This window comes from Bradyrhizobium sp. HKCCYLS3070 (assembly GCF_051167575.1).
Classification (GTDB): Bacteria; Pseudomonadota; Alphaproteobacteria; order Rhizobiales; family Xanthobacteraceae; genus Bradyrhizobium.
Window position 1 is genome coordinate 795,251 of the sequence record NZ_JBNPTI010000002.1, and the last position, 15,111, is coordinate 810,361.

The 15,111-nt window shown below is 66.1% G+C and carries 13 protein-coding genes; 8 read left to right on the top strand and 5 right to left on the bottom strand.

The window, feature by feature from the left end:
* Positions 1 to 2 precede the first annotated feature (2 nt).
* From ACQR03_RS12315 to ACQR03_RS12325, 3 genes are all read left to right on the top strand, one after another.
* The gene (locus ACQR03_RS12315; RefSeq protein WP_434841228.1) at positions 3 to 596 is read left to right on the top strand and encodes a biliverdin-producing heme oxygenase; all 594 of its coding nucleotides are present in this window, start codon (positions 3 to 5) and stop codon (positions 594 to 596) included.
* Positions 593 to 3,124 (top strand): HWE histidine kinase domain-containing protein, encoded by a 2,532-nt coding sequence (locus tag ACQR03_RS12320; RefSeq protein ID WP_434841227.1) that lies wholly within the window; start codon positions 593 to 595, stop codon positions 3,122 to 3,124. The genes ACQR03_RS12315 and ACQR03_RS12320 overlap by 4 nt, the downstream gene beginning before the upstream one ends.
* Before the next feature lie 295 nt (positions 3,125 to 3,419).
* A complete protein-coding gene (locus tag ACQR03_RS12325; protein ID WP_434841226.1) occupies positions 3,420 to 4,448 on the top strand; it encodes a hypothetical protein in 1,029 nt (342 codons plus the stop codon).
* 3 nt (positions 4,449 to 4,451) lie between these two features.
* Here the strand turns inward: ACQR03_RS12325 and ACQR03_RS12330 are convergent, their stop codons facing one another.
* The gene (locus ACQR03_RS12330) at positions 4,452 to 5,585 is read right to left on the bottom strand and encodes a site-specific DNA-methyltransferase (RefSeq protein ID WP_434841225.1); all 1,134 of its coding nucleotides are present in this window, start codon (positions 5,583 to 5,585) and stop codon (positions 4,452 to 4,454) included.
* Positions 5,586 to 5,969: 384 nt separating this feature from the next.
* Here ACQR03_RS12330 and ypfJ point away from each other — a divergent pair, with 384 nt between their 5' ends.
* A complete protein-coding gene (gene ypfJ / locus ACQR03_RS12335) occupies positions 5,970 to 6,890 on the top strand; it encodes a KPN_02809 family neutral zinc metallopeptidase (protein WP_315717256.1) in 921 nt (306 codons plus the stop codon).
* A gap of 9 nt (positions 6,891 to 6,899) precedes the next feature.
* The gene (moaB, locus tag ACQR03_RS12340; RefSeq protein ID WP_315739947.1) at positions 6,900 to 7,463 is read left to right on the top strand and encodes a molybdenum cofactor biosynthesis protein B; all 564 of its coding nucleotides are present in this window, start codon (positions 6,900 to 6,902) and stop codon (positions 7,461 to 7,463) included.
* Between the two features lie 40 nt (positions 7,464 to 7,503).
* On the opposite strand, the gene ACQR03_RS12345 is transcribed toward moaB, so the two are convergent.
* The 4 genes from ACQR03_RS12345 to ACQR03_RS12360 all read right to left on the bottom strand — a co-directional run bounded on the left by ACQR03_RS12345 (position 7,504) and on the right by ACQR03_RS12360 (position 12,206).
* Positions 7,504 to 7,926 carry a hypothetical protein gene (locus ACQR03_RS12345; RefSeq protein ID WP_316171363.1) on the bottom strand — a complete coding sequence of 141 codons (423 nt, stop codon included), beginning with the start codon at positions 7,924 to 7,926 and terminating at the stop codon, positions 7,504 to 7,506.
* Between the two features lie 119 nt (positions 7,927 to 8,045).
* Positions 8,046 to 8,975 (bottom strand): bifunctional helix-turn-helix transcriptional regulator/GNAT family N-acetyltransferase, encoded by a 930-nt coding sequence (locus ACQR03_RS12350; RefSeq protein ID WP_316226369.1) that lies wholly within the window; start codon positions 8,973 to 8,975, stop codon positions 8,046 to 8,048.
* A 64-nt stretch (positions 8,976 to 9,039) separates the two neighbouring features.
* The gene (locus tag ACQR03_RS12355) at positions 9,040 to 9,612 is read right to left on the bottom strand and encodes a glycosyl transferase (RefSeq protein ID WP_316167468.1); all 573 of its coding nucleotides are present in this window, start codon (positions 9,610 to 9,612) and stop codon (positions 9,040 to 9,042) included.
* Positions 9,613 to 9,788: 176 nt separating this feature from the next.
* The gene (locus tag ACQR03_RS12360) at positions 9,789 to 12,206 is read right to left on the bottom strand and encodes a phosphoketolase family protein (RefSeq protein WP_434841224.1); all 2,418 of its coding nucleotides are present in this window, start codon (positions 12,204 to 12,206) and stop codon (positions 9,789 to 9,791) included.
* A gap of 190 nt (positions 12,207 to 12,396) precedes the next feature.
* Here ACQR03_RS12360 and ACQR03_RS12365 point away from each other — a divergent pair, with 190 nt between their 5' ends.
* The 3 genes from ACQR03_RS12365 to ACQR03_RS12375 all read left to right on the top strand — a co-directional run bounded on the left by ACQR03_RS12365 (position 12,397) and on the right by ACQR03_RS12375 (position 14,974).
* A complete protein-coding gene (locus ACQR03_RS12365) occupies positions 12,397 to 13,575 on the top strand; it encodes a PA0069 family radical SAM protein (protein ID WP_315717250.1) in 1,179 nt (392 codons plus the stop codon).
* 19 nt (positions 13,576 to 13,594) lie between these two features.
* The gene (locus ACQR03_RS12370) at positions 13,595 to 14,044 is read left to right on the top strand and encodes a VOC family protein (protein ID WP_315826969.1); all 450 of its coding nucleotides are present in this window, start codon (positions 13,595 to 13,597) and stop codon (positions 14,042 to 14,044) included.
* Positions 14,045 to 14,119: 75 nt separating this feature from the next.
* Positions 14,120 to 14,974 carry a ribonuclease HII gene (locus ACQR03_RS12375; protein ID WP_434841223.1) on the top strand — a complete coding sequence of 285 codons (855 nt, stop codon included), beginning with the start codon at positions 14,120 to 14,122 and terminating at the stop codon, positions 14,972 to 14,974.
* Positions 14,975 to 15,111: the final 137 nt, after the last annotated feature.

Genomic DNA, 15,111 nt, shown 5'->3' on the forward strand with positions numbered 1-15,111 from the left:
TGATGTTGCCGGCTGCCGTTTCAGATGACCGTTTGCGCGCGACCGGCACCGAGGGCATCCGTGAGAGACTGAAGGCGGCAACGGCCTCGGCGCACCGCGCGCTGGATGAGGGGCTCGTTCATTTCGATCTCACCACGACGGCTCATTATCGCCGGTTCCTGCAGGCCAGCGCAGCCGCGCTGCTACCGCTGGAGGCGGCGCTCGACCAGGCCGGGGTGGATGATCTGATCGAGGACTGGCCGCAGCGTCGGCGGGCACAGGCGATCGCCGGCGACCTCGCGGATTTCGGTGCCGCGCCGGTTCCGATGGACCTTCCCGCGCCCTCGCTCGACCGTGCGGGCGTATTCGGTACGCTCTACGTACTCGAGGGATCTCGGCTCGGCGCAGCCTATCTGCTGCGCATGGTCGCGGCCTCCGCCGATCCGCGGGTGAGACGCGCGACGCGCTATCTCGGCCATGGCGCGCGGCAGGGCTTGTGGTGCAGCTTCCTGTCGCAACTCGCGCAGGCGCGGACGACGGCCGACGAGGAAGTCAGGATGATCGTGAGTGCGCGCGAAGCGTTCGCGATGTTTGCGAAGGCGATGGCAGCAGCATGAACGAACCGGTCAACCTCACCAATTGCGATCGCGAGCCGATCCATGTTCCCGGGACGGTTCAGCCGTTTGGTTTCCTGCTGGCGCTGGTGTCGGACTTCACCATCTGCATGGCCTCGGAGAACGCGCCGGATTTTCTCGGCGGCGATATCGGCTGGCTGCTGCAGCGGCCGCTCGACGCCGTGCTCTCGGAGGCGGCCGCGGCCGCGATCCGCGCCAGGGTCGACTATCTCAGCGGCCCCGATGCGGTCGAGCGCGTGTTCGGCGTCGATCTGCAGGGCCGTGGCAAGCTTTTCGATCTCGCCATCCACTTTTCCGGTGCGTATCTCGTCGTCGAGGCCGAGCCCAGTCTGATCGAGCCCGGCGTCAATTCCGGCGAACTGGTGCGGTTGATGCTCGGCCGCATCCGCAAGACGACGGGGATGATAGACCTGGCGCAGGAGGCGGCGCGCCAGCTCAAGCTGCTGACCGGCTTCGACCGGGTGATGGTGTATCGGTTTCATCCCGACGGTTCGGGTGAGGTGATCGCCGAGGTCGCGGGCTCCGGCCTGGAGCCGTTCCTCGGGCTGCATTATCCGGCCTCGGACATTCCCAAGCAGGCGCGGCAGCTCTATCAGCGCAACTGGCTGCGGATCATCGCCGACATCAACGCCGCGCCGGCGCCGCTGCTGTCGACGCCGACGCACAATGCCGGACTGCTCGACCTGTCGATGAGCGTGCTGCGCGCGGTCTCCCCCATTCACATCGAGTATCTCCGCAACATGGGCGTCGCCGCGTCGATGTCGGTCTCGATTCTGCGCGAAGGCAAGCTGTGGGGCCTGTTCGCCTGCCATCATTATGCGCCGCATCACCTGTCGTTCGAGAAGCGCACTGCGGCCGAGCTGTTCGGTCAGATGTACTCCTGGCTGCTCGAGGCGCGCGAGCGCGAGACCGACATCGCCTACGAGACGCGCGCGCATCAGATCCAGGAGCGGCTGATCGAGCGCGCGGCCGCGCAGGCCCACAGCAAGCGCGCGATCCTGGAGTTCGTCGCCGACTATCGCCAGATGATCGAGTGCGACGGCATCGCCGTGTGGTCCGATGACGAGATCACGCTCGACGGCGAGACGCCGACCGAAGAGGAGGTGCAGGACCTCATCGGCTTCATCAACCGGACCTCCCCCGGCCGCATCTGCGCCAGCGCCGAGATTGCCAAGGTGTACGCGGCGGGCGAGGCATTTCGCGATCGCGCCGCCGGCTTCCTCGCCATTCCGATCTCGCGCACGCCGCGCGACTGCCTGATCTTCTTCCGCCGCGAGGTGCTGCGCGCGGTCAACTGGGCGGGCGATCCGAACAAGAGCTATGCCGAGGGCCCGAACGGTTCCCGCCTGACGCCGCGCAAGAGCTTCGAGCTGTGGCAGCAGACGGTGGCCGGCCAGTCGAAGCCGTGGACGGCGGCGGATTTGCGCATCGCCGAGAGCCTGCGCGTCACGCTGCTCGAAGTGATCCTGCAACTCTCCGAGCTCGCCGCGCGCGAGCGCCGCGGCGCGCAGGAGCGGCAGGAGCTGATGATCGCCGAGCTCAATCATCGCGTCCGCAACATCCTCAGTCTCGTGCGCGGCCTCGTCGCGCAGAGCAAGGACACGGCGACCTCGGTGGAGGAGTTCGCGTCCGTGCTCGGCGGCCGCATCCAGGCGTTGGCGCGGGCGCACGACCAGATCACCAACCTGAATTGGGCCCCGGTCGCGCTCCGCCATCTGCTCGAATCGGAGGCTGGCGCCTATCTCGGCTCAAGGGCCGGACGGGTGCGCATGGAAGGTCCTGAGGTCGCGCTCGACCCCAAGGCGTTCGCAACGCTCGCGCTCGTCGTGCACGAGATGATGACCAACTCAGCGAAATACGGCGCGCTCGCCGACTCCACAGGACAGGTGCAGGTGATCTGGCGGCTCGATCCCGGGGCGAGCCTGGTCATCGACTGGAAGGAGAGCGGCGGGCCGCCGGTGCAGCCGCCGTCGCGGCGCGGCTTCGGCACCACCATCATCGAGCGTTCGGTGCCGTTCGACCTCAAGGGCGACGCCGAGATCCGCTTCGACCTGCTCGGCGTGCAGGCGCGCTTCGTGATCCCTGCCAATTTCGTCCAGATGGTGCCGGCGATGACGGGGGCACCCTCCAGGCACCAGCGCAAGGAAGAGGACACGCCGCGCCTGTCCGGTACGGTGCTGATCGTCGAGGACAATCTGATCATCGCGATGGGCGCCGAAGTGATTCTGCTCGAGCTGGGAGCGCGGCACATCGACACCGCGGCGTCGGTCAGTCAGGCGCTGAAGTCGATCGAGCGCGCGGTGCCGAGCTTCGCACTGCTCGACATCAACCTCGGCGCGGAAAGCAGCCTGCCTGTCGGGCACCGGCTGAAGGAACTCGGTGTGCCCTTCATGTTCGCGACCGGCTATGGCGAGCGTGCGCCGATTCCGGCGGAGCTGTCCGACATGCCGGTGATTCAGAAGCCGTACACGCGCGAAGTCGTCGAGAAGGCATTGACGAAGATCAAATGAGTCGCACGCGCATCAAGGTCGGCTTTGCGCGTCGCGGTGATTGGCATTCATGATTGCAGTCTTGGGTTTTCTCACATCCGCGTGTTGCACATGAGCGCGACAACGCACGACGGGAGACAGATCATCGACTATTCCCACTGTTGCTGCGACAAAACAGCCCAAAAATATTAGAACGCATCCAAAGGACACCGCTGTTCTAACATTGTTTCGACAAATGGAACCTCCGCAGCCTTATTCCGAACGAAGTCATCGCCGAAACGGCGCAGCGGGGGCGCGTTGAATCGTCGGAGGTCTGATGACGAATCGAACGACGAGTTTGTTGCCGTGCGTTGCTGTCGCCGTGCTGGCGGGAGCGGCTGCGACGACAATCGAGTTTACACCGGCATCGGCTGCAGACGAATGCCTTGCAAAGCCTGCGGGGACGCCGGCGGGGAAGCACTGGTTCTATCGCATCGATCGCGCGACCAAGAAGCAGTGCTGGTATCTGCGCGACGACGATCGCGAAGCGAAGGGCGCGTCGCTGGTCACGCGCAAGCTCGCCTCGCAGAAGGAACGGGCTCAGCTCTCGTCGACCGCGGCAAATGCACGTGCCGAGATCCAATCGTCGTCCAAGGACGCCGCCGATGAGGTGAAGGTCGTGTCCTCGACACCGACCGTGGCGGCGACGTCTGCCTTTCCGTCGGCTGCTGCATTTCCGGCTGCGTCTGCACCGGTCGTCGCGCCGGCGCCCGTGGCGTCAGCGCCGGCGGCGGCTGCGCCCGACCCGGTCGGTGCGGCAGTGAACGAATCTGCTGTTGCGACGCGTTGGCCCGACCAGTCCGGCACGCTGCAGGCAGCGGCGCAGCCCGCCGCGCCCCGCGCGTCCTCCTACACGCTCGCGGCCGCCAGCGACACCAACGCCGCGGAAGTGGCTGCTCCCGCGACGCCGGCGCTGGCCGCTGCGGATGCGTCGCCGGCCGTGACGATCGGCATGTCCGGGGATGATGCGTCCAAGACGCGGATGTTTGCTTTCCTGGGCGCAGTCGCGATCGCGGGCTTCTCGATCAGCGTGCTGTTTGCGCGCGCCCGGAGCAGGCGGCAGCTTCGCATCGAGCCGGTGGCCGCCCGGCGCGTCACGCGTTGGCCGGCGGAGCCCGAGCTCGATCGCATGCACCTGCCGCCGGTGGACAGCTACTATCCGGCGCTGGCGGGACGCCGGGGTAAATCGTCGCAGTCGACAGCGCAGGTCTCGGTCGTGCCGCGCGACGACGCTCGCTACGATGAGCAGTACGAGGTCGAAGACCTGCTGGCGCGCTATTCCGGACAGGAACGCCGGAATTCCTGAGCGTCAGGCGGCGGACATCTCGGAGCGGATCTCTGCGCGCAATTCGTCGATCAGCCTGAGGCCGCCCTTGGTCTCGACATGCCAGAAGGTCCAGCCGTTACAGGCCGGCAGGCCTTGCGCCACCGCGCCGATGCGGTGGATCGAGCCGACCTTGTCACCCAGCATGATGGCCCCATCGGCGCGCACCAGCGCGCCGTGGCGGCGCTTGGAGTCGACGAGCTTGGTGCCGGGCGCGATCATGCCGCGTTCGATCAGCTCCGAGAAGGCGACGCGCGGCGCTTCGCGCGCCGTCACGAACGGTGCGAGCGTTGCCTCCGGCAGCGGCTCGACCGCGGCGATGCGCCGCTCTGCCGCCTTCGCATAGACCTTGTCGCGCTCGAAGCCGATGTAGCGGCGGCCGAGGCGTTTTGCCACGGCTCCGGTCGTGCCGGTGCCGTTGAACGGATCGATCACCAGATCGCCGGGTTTCGAGGATGACAGCAGCACCCGCGCCAGCAGGCCTTCCGGCTTCTGCGTCGGATGGATCTTCTTGCCGTCGCCGTCCTTCAGCCGTTCCTCGCCCGTGCACAGCGGAATCAGCCAGTCCGAGCGCGCCTGGACGTCCTCGTTGGCGGCCTTCAGCACTTCGTAGTTGAACGTGTAGCCCTTCGCCTTCTCGTCCCGCGCGGCCCAGATCATGGTCTCGTGCGCGTTGGTGAAGCGGCGGCCGCGGAAGTTCGGCATCGGGTTGGACTTGCGCCAGACGATGTCGTTGAGGATCCAGAAGCCGAGATCCTGCATGATCGCGCCGACGCGGAAGATGTTGTGATAGGAGCCGATCACCCAGATCGTCGCGCTCGGCTTCATCAGGCGGCGCGCGGCGAGCAGCCAGGCGCGCGTGAAGTCGTCATAGGCGGAGAACGAGGAGAACTTGTCCCAATCGTCGTCGACCGCATCGACCTGCGATTCGTCGGGACGCTTGAGCTCACCCTTGAGCTGCAGATTGTAGGGAGGATCTGCAAACACCAGGTCGACCGATGCGCCTGGCAGTTTCGACATCTCGGCGACGCAGTCGCCGACGATGATTCGTTGCTCTTCGAGGGTCTGAAATTTAGTGCGGGGCGCCCTTGCAGACGCCCCGCGACGCGACTCTACCATGACTCAAGAACTCTGACTCAGGCGACGCTGTCGGCGACGCGGGACCTAACAACCGACTGCCCACACATTGACCCGGCAAAGTAAAAATGGACTTAACCCGGAAAATTATTCGCATCGATGCGCACGCATTCATCACGCGCACCGGCGACGAATTCCGTTCGTCGATACACGATGGTCTCTGCGCAAGACGCCGATTGCGATGGGTTTTTCGCGCCGGTCGAGCGCGAGCGCAGCCGATCGAGGTTCGGCGCGGGCCAGTTTTTTCGGCGGCGCTAGGCAAAATTTGCCGGCCGGGTTATTGATTAACACAGTGGAAATTTTACCTGTTTGCCGCGTTAGGCATTTCGCGCAGAGCCGCGCAAGAATCGTGAGGAAAGGCCGCCCATGCGTTACGATGATTTCCGTCGCAGCGACGACATCGATGACCGTCGCGACGAAGGCGGCGGGATGGGCGGTGGTATGGGTCTGCCGATCGGCGGCGGCGGGCTGGGCATCGGCACCATCATCGTTCTCGGCCTGATCGGCTACGCCTTCGGCATCGATCCGCGCATCCTGATCGGCGGCGCTGAGATGCTCAGCCACGGCGGCGCACCGACCCAGCAGGCCGATCGGCGCTCGCCCGGCAAGACCGGCGCGCCGAAGGACGAGATGGGCGACATGATCGCCGGCGTGCTCGGCGAGATCGACGACCGCTGGAGCGAGATCTTCCAGGCCAGCGGCCAGAATTACACCGGGCCCAAGATCGTGCTGTTTCGCAACAGCACCAATGGCGGCCGCTGCGGCATGGCGCAGTCGGCGATGGGGCCGTTCTACTGTCCGCCGGACCGGCAGATCTTCCTCGACACCAACTTCTTCCGCGAGGTCGAGACGCGCTTCCGGGGCTGCTCGGGCAGCGCCTGCAAGTTCACCGCGGCCTACATCATTGCGCACGAGGCCGGGCACCACATCCAGAACCTGCTCGGCATCCTGCCGCGCGTGACGCGGATGCAGCAGCAGTCGGACAACAAGGCCGAAGCCAACGCGCTGCAGGTCAAGGTCGAACTGCAGGCCGACTGCCTGTCCGGGGTCTGGGTCAATCGCGAGGCCAAGAAGCGTCCGGGCTTCCTCGAGGAGGGCGACATCGACGCCGCGCTGACGACGGCCTCGGCGATCGGCGACGACACCTTGCAGCGGAAGGCGACCGGACGCGTGGTGCCGGATTCGTTCACCCATGGCTCCGCCGCGCAGCGCAAACGCTGGTTCATGATCGGCTACCAGCAGGGCACGGTGCAGGCCTGCAATACGTTCAGCGCCAGTTCGCTGTAGGGAGACGCGATGATGGCGATCGACGAGAGCAAGAGCTTCATTCCCCTCAACATCGCCGTGCTGACGGTGTCCGACACGCGTTCGCTTGCCGACGACAAGTCCGGTACCACCCTGAGTGACCGCCTGACCGCTGCCGGCCACAGGCTCGCGGCGCGCGAGATCGTCACCGACGACGTCGAGAAGATTCGCGCGGTGGTGAAGTCGTGGATCGCCGATCCCGGCGTCGACGTCGTCATCACCACCGGCGGCACCGGCTTCACCGGCCGTGACGTCACGCCGGAAGCGATCGAGCCGCTGTTCGAGAAGCGCATGGACGGCTTCTCGATCGCCTTCCACATGCTGAGCCACGCCAAGATCGGGACGTCGACGATCCAGAGCCGGGCCACGGCCGGCGTCGCCGGCGCGACATACATCTTCTGCCTGCCGGGATCACCGGGGGCCTGCCGTGACGGCTGGGACGGCATCCTCGCCGCCCAGCTCGACTACCGCACGCGACCCTGCAACTTCGTCGAGATCATGCCGCGGCTCGACGAGCATCTGCGCCGGCCCAAGGCGCAGGGCGCGACGGCATAGGGCCACGGGACGACGACGCGGCGCGCGTCCATCGCGCGTCTCACTTCGTGGGTACGATCTCGAAAGCGCCGCCGCCTTCGATGGCCGCGCCAATGAGGCCGCCCATCATGCTGGCCGCGAAATTCTGGCCGCGCGGTCCCACGACCATCCGGTAGGTCTTGCCAGGCACGGCGGTGAAACGAATGTTCGACGAGCCCGGCGAGGACCATGTCGACACTGTGATCGTGGTGGCGCCGGGCGCAATCGAGCCGCTGTAGCTCTCGCCGCGGCCAAGGCTCGCCACCTTGGCGCCGTTGATCTCGATCGCCGCTGGAGCCGCCAGATAGAGGAAGTCCGTCGTGCGCGTAATCGCGACCGTTGCGCGCCCTTTGGGCGCGGCGCGAGCCGCCGTCCCGGCCTCGACCCCAAACAGGCCCGCGAGCGCGACAAGCGCCGCAAGCTTCGATCGCACCATCGATTCCATCACTGCTCCCGCCCTGTTTGGCGGGATAGTACCGGCGCGCGGGAACTTCGCAATCGGCATGCGCAGCCTGTTGTGGAGGTGATCTCGGCCTACCGGCGGTTGCTGCACGAGCTGCCCGGCTACAACTCGAGCCGCCATGTCTCGCCGGTCAGCGGGACGCCGAACATGGCGTGCGGCTCCTCGGCGATCTTGCGAAACCCGGCGCGGGCATAGATGTCGCGCGCGGCGGTGAGAATACTTTGCGTCCACAGCTCGATCATCCTGTAGTTCTTCTCGCGCGCGAAGCGGATGCATTGTTCGGTCAGGGCCCGGCCGACGCCGAGACCGCGGGCCTTCTTCTCGACCAGCAGCAGCCGCAGCTTGGCGACCTCGTCGCTGCCCTTGACCAGGAAGATCGAGCCGACCGGCTCGCCCGCAAGCTCGGCGATCCAGCAGTGCTCGCGCGCCGGGTCGTAGCTCCTGATGAACTGTGCGCCGATCTCGGCGACCAACGCCTCGAACGAGACGTCCCAACCATATTCCTCGGCGTAGACGGCGCCGTGCCGTGAAACCACCCAGCCGATGTCGCCCGGGCGATGGCTGCGCAGCAGCACTGGGGAGCGGCCCGGCTGCTGCGGCTCCAGGGCGGTCTCGATCGTCGTCATTGCACCGACCAGCCGGTCGCGCACGGATGGCGCCAGCGGCGCCAGCATGGCCGCGATCTCCTTCTGCGAGCTGCGGTCGAGCTTGGCATAGGCCTGCCGGCCTCTTGCGGTCAGGCCGAGCTGCTGCTGCCTGCGATCGGTTGGCAAAGGCGTGCGGGTGATCAGCCCCTGCTCGTCGAAGCTCTGGACGATGCGGCTGAGATAGCCGGCATCGAGGCCGAGCGAGAGACCGATCTCCTTGGCCGAGATGGCGTCGTACTGTGCGAGTTCATAGAGCACACGCGCCTCGGCCAGAGAAAACGGACTGTCGAGCAGATGCTGGTCCAGCGCGCCGAGCTTCCTCGTGTAGAAACGGTTGAACGCGCGGATGGCGGCGACCTGGCCGTCGGCTGGGGCGGAATTCATGGGGCACCTCCAATATTTGCCATTGTCAACCAATTGATTGACTTTGGCAAGTATTGTCGTGCCGCTACACCATCACGATCCGGCTGCGCAGCATCGTCCGCGAGGAACGGCCGAGCTGACGCAGCAGCCGCGTTTCGGCGCGCTTGTGGTCGGGCTTGTATCCGCCGAGCTGCCGGTAGTGATCCCTGGCGATCAAGAGACCCTGGTCGCCGAGCGGCCCGACCAGGACCCGCGCAACCGCGCGCAGCCGGTCGCGCAGGCTGATTGCGGCATAGGGAGACCGGGCATAGCGGAAGACGCCAGCGCGCGGCCGGCCGGCGGTGGCGACGCTCTGGACGAACTGCATGGTTTCATCGATCCAGCCGGGATCGAGCATCGCGCCGGCGGGCAGAAACATCAGCCAGGGCGCACGCGCGCTGGCGGCCCCTGCAGCCAGGGCCGCGGCCTGGGAGCCCTCGAACTTCATGAAGTGGCAGCCAGCGACGTCCGCGACCCGCTCGATCACGCTGGAATCGGGCGAGCGATCGACCAGCAGCACCTCGGTGACGACACCGGCCGCGGCGCCCGGCACCAGCGCGGACAGGGTGGCCACGGCGGTCTGCTCGACACCTTCGGTCGGAATGATCACGCTCAGCATGAAACTGGCATCGCTATCTGTCGCGCCTCCGGCTTGACTGTTATCATCTTGTCATAGCCAAATCAGCCCGCTGCGCTGCGGAATTTTGCAGCACGCACCTGGCCGCGCCGTTCGGGGCCGCGCCCGAACGGTGCTATTTCAAGGTGCCGTGTTGCTGAAGCTCGCGCTTGACTGGCTCAGTCGCCTGCCTGCGTCGGCGTGGTGCCGCCGGCGCTGTTCGGCCACACCCAGTCGCGGATCGGCGGCATGTCCTCGCCATGCGCGCGGATGTAGCGGGCATGCTCGATCAGCGCATCGCGGAATTTCTGCTTCACATGGGCCGCCGACACGCTGAGGCCGGGCACGCGTTCGATCGCCTCGATGGCGAGGTGGAAACGGTCGAGCTCGTTGAGCACGACCATGTCGAACGGAGTCGTCGTGGTGCCTTCCTCGATGAAGCCGCGCACATGCATGCCGGCATGGTTGGTGCGGCTGTAGGTGAGGCGATGGATCAGATACGGATAGCCGTGATAGGCGAAGATCACCGGCTTGTTGGTGGTGAACAGGCTGTCGAAGTCGCGGTCGCTGAGGCCGTGCGGATGGTCCTGCTTCGGCTGCAGGGTCATGAGGTCGACGACGTTGACCACACGGATCTTCAGGTCGGGCAATTCCTTGCGCAGCAGGTCGACGGCTGCGAGCGTCTCCAGGGTCGGGACATCTCCGGCGCAGGCCATCACCACGTCGGGCTCCTCGTCGGCGGGCTCGGTGCCGGCCCAAGACCAGATGCCGATGCCGGCGTCGCAATGCGTCGCCGCCTCCTGCATCGACAGCCATTGCGGCGCCGGCTGCTTGCCGGCAACGATGACGTTGATGCGGTCGTAGGTGCGCAGGCAGTGGTCCGCGATCCACAACAGCGTATTGGCGTCCGGCGGGAAGTAGATGCGGACGATGTCCGCCTTCTTGTTGGCAACGAGGTCGACGAAGCCGGGGTCCTGATGGCTGAAGCCGTTATGGTCCTGCCGCCAGACATGCGAGGTCAGGAGATAGTTCAGCGACGCGATCGGGCGCCGCCACGGCAGCTCGCGTGACACCTTCAGCCATTTGGCGTGCTGGTTGAACATCGAATCGACGATGTGGATGAACGCCTCGTAGCAGGAGAACAGGCCGTGGCGGCCGGTGAGCAGATAGCCCTCCAGCCAGCCCTGGCAAAGATGCTCGCTCAGCACCTCCATCACGCGGCCGTCATGGGCGAGGTGGACATCGTAGGGCTCGATGCCTTCCATCCACACCCGCTCGGTGACCTCGAATACGGCATCGAGCCGGTTCGAGGCGGTCTCGTCCGGGCCCATGATGCGGAAGTTGCGTGTCTCTGCATTCAGCGTGATCACGTCGCGCAGGAACTTGCCGAGCTCGCGCGTGGCTTCAGCCATGGTCTGGCCCGGAGAGGACACCTCGACCGCAAAATGCTGGTAGTCTGGGAGCCTGAGCTCGCGCTTGAGCAGACCGCCATTGGCATGCGGGTTGGCGCCCATGCGCCGCGTGCCCTTCGGCGCCAGTGCCTGCAGCTCCGGCACGAGCCGGCCGTGGCCGTCGAACAGCGTTTCCGGCTCGTAGCTTTTCATCCACGCTTCGAGCAGCGCGAGATGCTCGGGCTTGCCGCGCGGATTGGTGATCGGCACCTGATGGGCGCGCCAGAAGCCTTCGACCTTGAGGCCGTCGACCTCCTTCGGCCCGGTCCAGCCCTTCGGGCTGCGCAGCACGATCATCGGCCAGCGCGGCCGTTGGATCGTTGCATCCGACTGACGCGCATTCTGCTGGATCGAGCGGATGCTCGCGAGCGCGACATCGAGCGCGTCCGCCATCTGGCGATGCATCGCCTTCGGCTCCGCGCCTTCGACGAACAGCGGCTCGTAGCCGTAACCTTCGAACAGGCATTTGATCTCGGCATCGCCCATGCGGCCGAGCACGGTCGGATTGGCGATCTTGTAGCCGTTGAGATGCAAAATCGGCAGCACCGCGCCGTCATGGGCCGGGTTCAGGAACTTGTTCGAATGCCAGGATGCGGCGAGGGGCCCGGTCTCGGCTTCGCCGTCGCCGACCACGCAGGCCACGATCAGATCGGGATTGTCGAACGCCGCACCATAGGCGTGCACCAGCGCGTAGCCGAGCTCGCCGCCTTCGTGGATCGAGCCCGGCGTCTCGGGCGCGGCATGGCTCGGGATGCCGCCAGGGAAGGAGAACTGCCGGAACAGCTTGCGCAGGCCATCGGCATCGCGCGTGATGTCCGGATAGATCTCGCTGTAGCTGCCTTCGAGATAGGTGTTGGCGACCATGCCGGGGCCGCCATGGCCGGGACCGCACACGTAGATGACGTCGAGATCCTGCGCCTGGATGGCGCGATTGAGATGGGCGTAGATGAAATTCAGTCCGGGCGTCGTCCCCCAGTGGCCGAGCAGGCGCGGCTTGACGTGCTCCGCTTTCAACGGCTCGCGCAGCAGCGGGTTGTCCAGCAGATAGATCTGCCCGACCGAGAGATAGTTCGCCGCGCGCCAATAGCGATCGAGCAGGTCGAGATCGTCGGCCGTTTTGGTCTGATGGGAAGACGTGATGTTCATGGAACCTCGCTTGCCGTCCGCTTCGCGCTTGCGGGAAGTGCATTAGAGTAACGCCGCACCATTCCGTTCCAGTGCGCTGCGAAGGATAGAACGGGAATGTGATGGTTGGCCTTGCGTGGCTCCAGAACCGTTCCGAGACATTGTTCTCTTTTGTTCTTGTATTGTTCTTTTTGTGTGCTATGTCTTGGCCATGAGCCGAGCATCTTCACATGCCCTCAAGCGCCCGCCGGTCCCGGTGCCCTCCGAGCCGGTGGGCGCGCCTTCATCTGGCCCGGAAAACGACTTCCCCGAACTCGCGGTCGCCATCGAACGGGGCCGGCGCCGCGGCCGGGGTGCACAATCCAATGCGAGCGGCCGCTACGAAGCGGAGGCTCGCGTCGTCTTCGACGATGGCTGGCAGAGTCTCGAGGATTTGCCGCCATTCAAGACCACGGTCGCGACCGATACCTCGCGCAAGGTCATCACCCGCAACGACTCGCCGGACATCGGTTTCGATCGCTCGATCAACCCGTATCGCGGCTGCGAGCACGGCTGTGTCTACTGCTTCGCGCGGCCGACCCATGCGTTTCTCGGGCTGTCGCCTGGTCTCGATTTCGAATCCAAGCTGTTCGTGAAGCCGGATGCGCCCGCGCTCCTGGAAAAGGAGCTCGCGGCCAGCGGCTACGAGCCGCGGATGATCGCGATCGGAACCAACACCGATCCCTATCAGCCGATCGAGCGCGAGCGGAAGATCATGCGCGGCATCCTCGAGGTGCTGGAAAAGGTTGGCCATCCCGTCGGGATCGTGACCAAGTCGGCGCTGGTGATGCGTGATGCCGACATCCTGGCGCGGATGGCCAAGAGGAACCTGGCGAAGGTCGCGATCTCCGTGACCACGCTGGATCCGAAGCTGGCGCGCACCATGGAGCCGCGGGCCTCGACACCGTCGAAGCGGCTGGAGGCGCTGCAGGCGCTGTCGAGGGCCGGCATTCCGACCACGGTGATGGTGGCGCCGGTGATCCCGGCGCTGAACGACAGCGAGATCGAGCGCATCCTCGATGCCGCCGCCCATGCCGGCGTCAAGGAGGCGGCCTATGTGCTGCTGCGCCTGCCGCTGGAGGTGCGCGACCTGTTCCGCGAGTGGTTGCTCGAGCATTATCCGGACCGCTACCGCCACGTCTTCACCCTGATCCGCGACATGCGCGGCGGCCGCGATTACGACTCGCAATGGGGCACGCGAATGAAGGGGACGGGCCCGATGGCCTGGATGATCGGCCGCCGCTTCGAGATCGCCTGCGAAAAGCTCGGCCTGAACAAGCGCCGGACCAAGTTGACGACCGATCATTTCGTCCGGCCGAAGGGCGGCGGGCAGCAACTCAGCCTGTTCTGAAGCGTGCGGAGAGCAGTTGATGAGCGCACAAGCGAGCGTTCCGCGGTTCACCGTCATCACACTCGGTGTATCCGAGATGCGGCGGAGCATCGCCTTCTATACGTCGCTCGGCTTCGCCCGAAAATTCCGCGCGACCGGCGAGGCCGTGGCATTCTTCGAGACCGGCGGGACGGTGCTGGCGCTGTACCCGTGGGGCGCGCTCGCCGATGATGCGGGCGTGCCGGACGCACCGCGCCCCCAGGCGTTCCGCGGCGTGACGCTGGCATGGAACTGCCGCTCGGAGGCCGAGGTCGATGCGGCGCTCGCGTCGGCGGTGGAGAAAGGCGCGATGCTGCTGAAGCCGGCGCAACGAACCGACTATGGCGGTTACAGCGGCTACTTCTCCGATCCGGACGGTCATGTCTGGGAAGTGGTGATCGCGCCGGGGATTGATGTCGGCGAGGATGATCGAGTGCATCTGCCGTCGTAGTCGGTCGCCGGCAAGGGGCGAATAGCGGGAAATGAGGTCCGTTCGGGGTTGCGCCGCCGCGGGCCGTTTCGCACCATGCCGGCCATGATTCGCGATCAGTCAAAGAAGCCGGGCAGGGCGAAGGCGACGAGCGGCGCCGTGGCGAAGAGCGCACCTGCAAAGGCCGGAACCAAGCCTGTCGCTCCGAATGCTGCCGGCAGGTCGGCCGCCAAGCTCGGCAAGGGCGTCATCGCGGTGGCGCCGCCGAGCTTCCGGCGGGAGCGCGCGCTGCTCAAGCAGGGCATCTGGCCGGTCGCCGGTTGCGACGAGGCGGGACGGGGGCCGCTGGCCGGTCCGGTGGTCGCCGCGGCCGTGATTCTCGATCCCGCGCGCATCCCGAAAGGCCTCGATGACTCCAAGCGGCTGAGCGCGGAGCAGCGCGAGGCGCTGTTCGACAAGATCTGCAAGACGTCGGCGTTCGCAGTGGCTGTCGCCTCGCCGGCGCGAATCGATCGCGACAACATCCTGCGGGCCTCGCTGTGGGCGCTGTCGCGCGCCGTGAGGGCGTTGCCGGAGGCGCCGAAGCACGTCTTCGTCGACGGCCGCGACCGCATCGACGTCGATTGCGGCTGCGAGGCGGTGATCGGCGGCGATGGCCTGGTGATGTCGATTGCGGCCGCCTCGATCGTCGCCAAGGTCACGCGCGACCGGCTGATGTGCGCGCTGGCGCAGGATTGCCCCGGCTACGGCTTCGAGCAGCACAAGGGGTATGCCGTGCCGGAGCACCTCGCTGCGCTGGACCGGCTCGGACCGTCGGTGCATCATCGCAGCCTGTTCGCACCCGTCGTGGCCGCACGGCGCAAGCATCAGCCGTGGACCGACGTCCCGGAGCCGGATTTGTTTGCCGAGGTGACCGTGGTGACATCCACTGAAATCTCGGTCGGGGTCTGATGCAGGTTGCCTCGCGGTCGCCGCGGTCTTAATAGTTTTGGTCAGCCAGCCAGCACGAAGTGTCACTCCTCGCAGCAGGGGCGGTGTTGTGCGCCCCGATCGTACGGTATCGATTGCGGGCGTCGGACAGCGAGGCT

What these genes read in the sequence shown, in the direction of transcription:
- ACQR03_RS12315 (WP_434841228.1), top strand. Translation starts at nt 3, where the DNA reads ATGTTGCCGGCTGCCGTTTCAGATGACCGTTTGCGCGCGACCGGCACC.
- ACQR03_RS12320 (WP_434841227.1), top strand. Translation starts at nt 593, where the DNA reads ATGAACGAACCGGTCAACCTCACCAATTGCGATCGCGAGCCGATCCAT.
- ACQR03_RS12325 (WP_434841226.1), top strand. Translation starts at nt 3,420, where the DNA reads ATGACGAATCGAACGACGAGTTTGTTGCCGTGCGTTGCTGTCGCCGTG.
- ACQR03_RS12330 (WP_434841225.1), bottom strand. Translation starts at nt 5,585, where the DNA reads ATGGTAGAGTCGCGTCGCGGGGCGTCTGCAAGGGCGCCCCGCACTAAA.
- ypfJ (WP_315717256.1), top strand. Translation starts at nt 5,970, where the DNA reads ATGCGTTACGATGATTTCCGTCGCAGCGACGACATCGATGACCGTCGC.
- moaB (WP_315739947.1), top strand. Translation starts at nt 6,900, where the DNA reads ATGATGGCGATCGACGAGAGCAAGAGCTTCATTCCCCTCAACATCGCC.
- ACQR03_RS12345 (WP_316171363.1), bottom strand. Translation starts at nt 7,926, where the DNA reads ATGGAATCGATGGTGCGATCGAAGCTTGCGGCGCTTGTCGCGCTCGCG.
- ACQR03_RS12350 (WP_316226369.1), bottom strand. Translation starts at nt 8,975, where the DNA reads ATGAATTCCGCCCCAGCCGACGGCCAGGTCGCCGCCATCCGCGCGTTC.
- ACQR03_RS12355 (WP_316167468.1), bottom strand. Translation starts at nt 9,612, where the DNA reads ATGCTGAGCGTGATCATTCCGACCGAAGGTGTCGAGCAGACCGCCGTG.
- ACQR03_RS12360 (WP_434841224.1), bottom strand. Translation starts at nt 12,206, where the DNA reads ATGAACATCACGTCTTCCCATCAGACCAAAACGGCCGACGATCTCGAC.
- ACQR03_RS12365 (WP_315717250.1), top strand. Translation starts at nt 12,397, where the DNA reads ATGAGCCGAGCATCTTCACATGCCCTCAAGCGCCCGCCGGTCCCGGTG.
- ACQR03_RS12370 (WP_315826969.1), top strand. Translation starts at nt 13,595, where the DNA reads ATGAGCGCACAAGCGAGCGTTCCGCGGTTCACCGTCATCACACTCGGT.
- ACQR03_RS12375 (WP_434841223.1), top strand. Translation starts at nt 14,120, where the DNA reads ATGCCGGCCATGATTCGCGATCAGTCAAAGAAGCCGGGCAGGGCGAAG.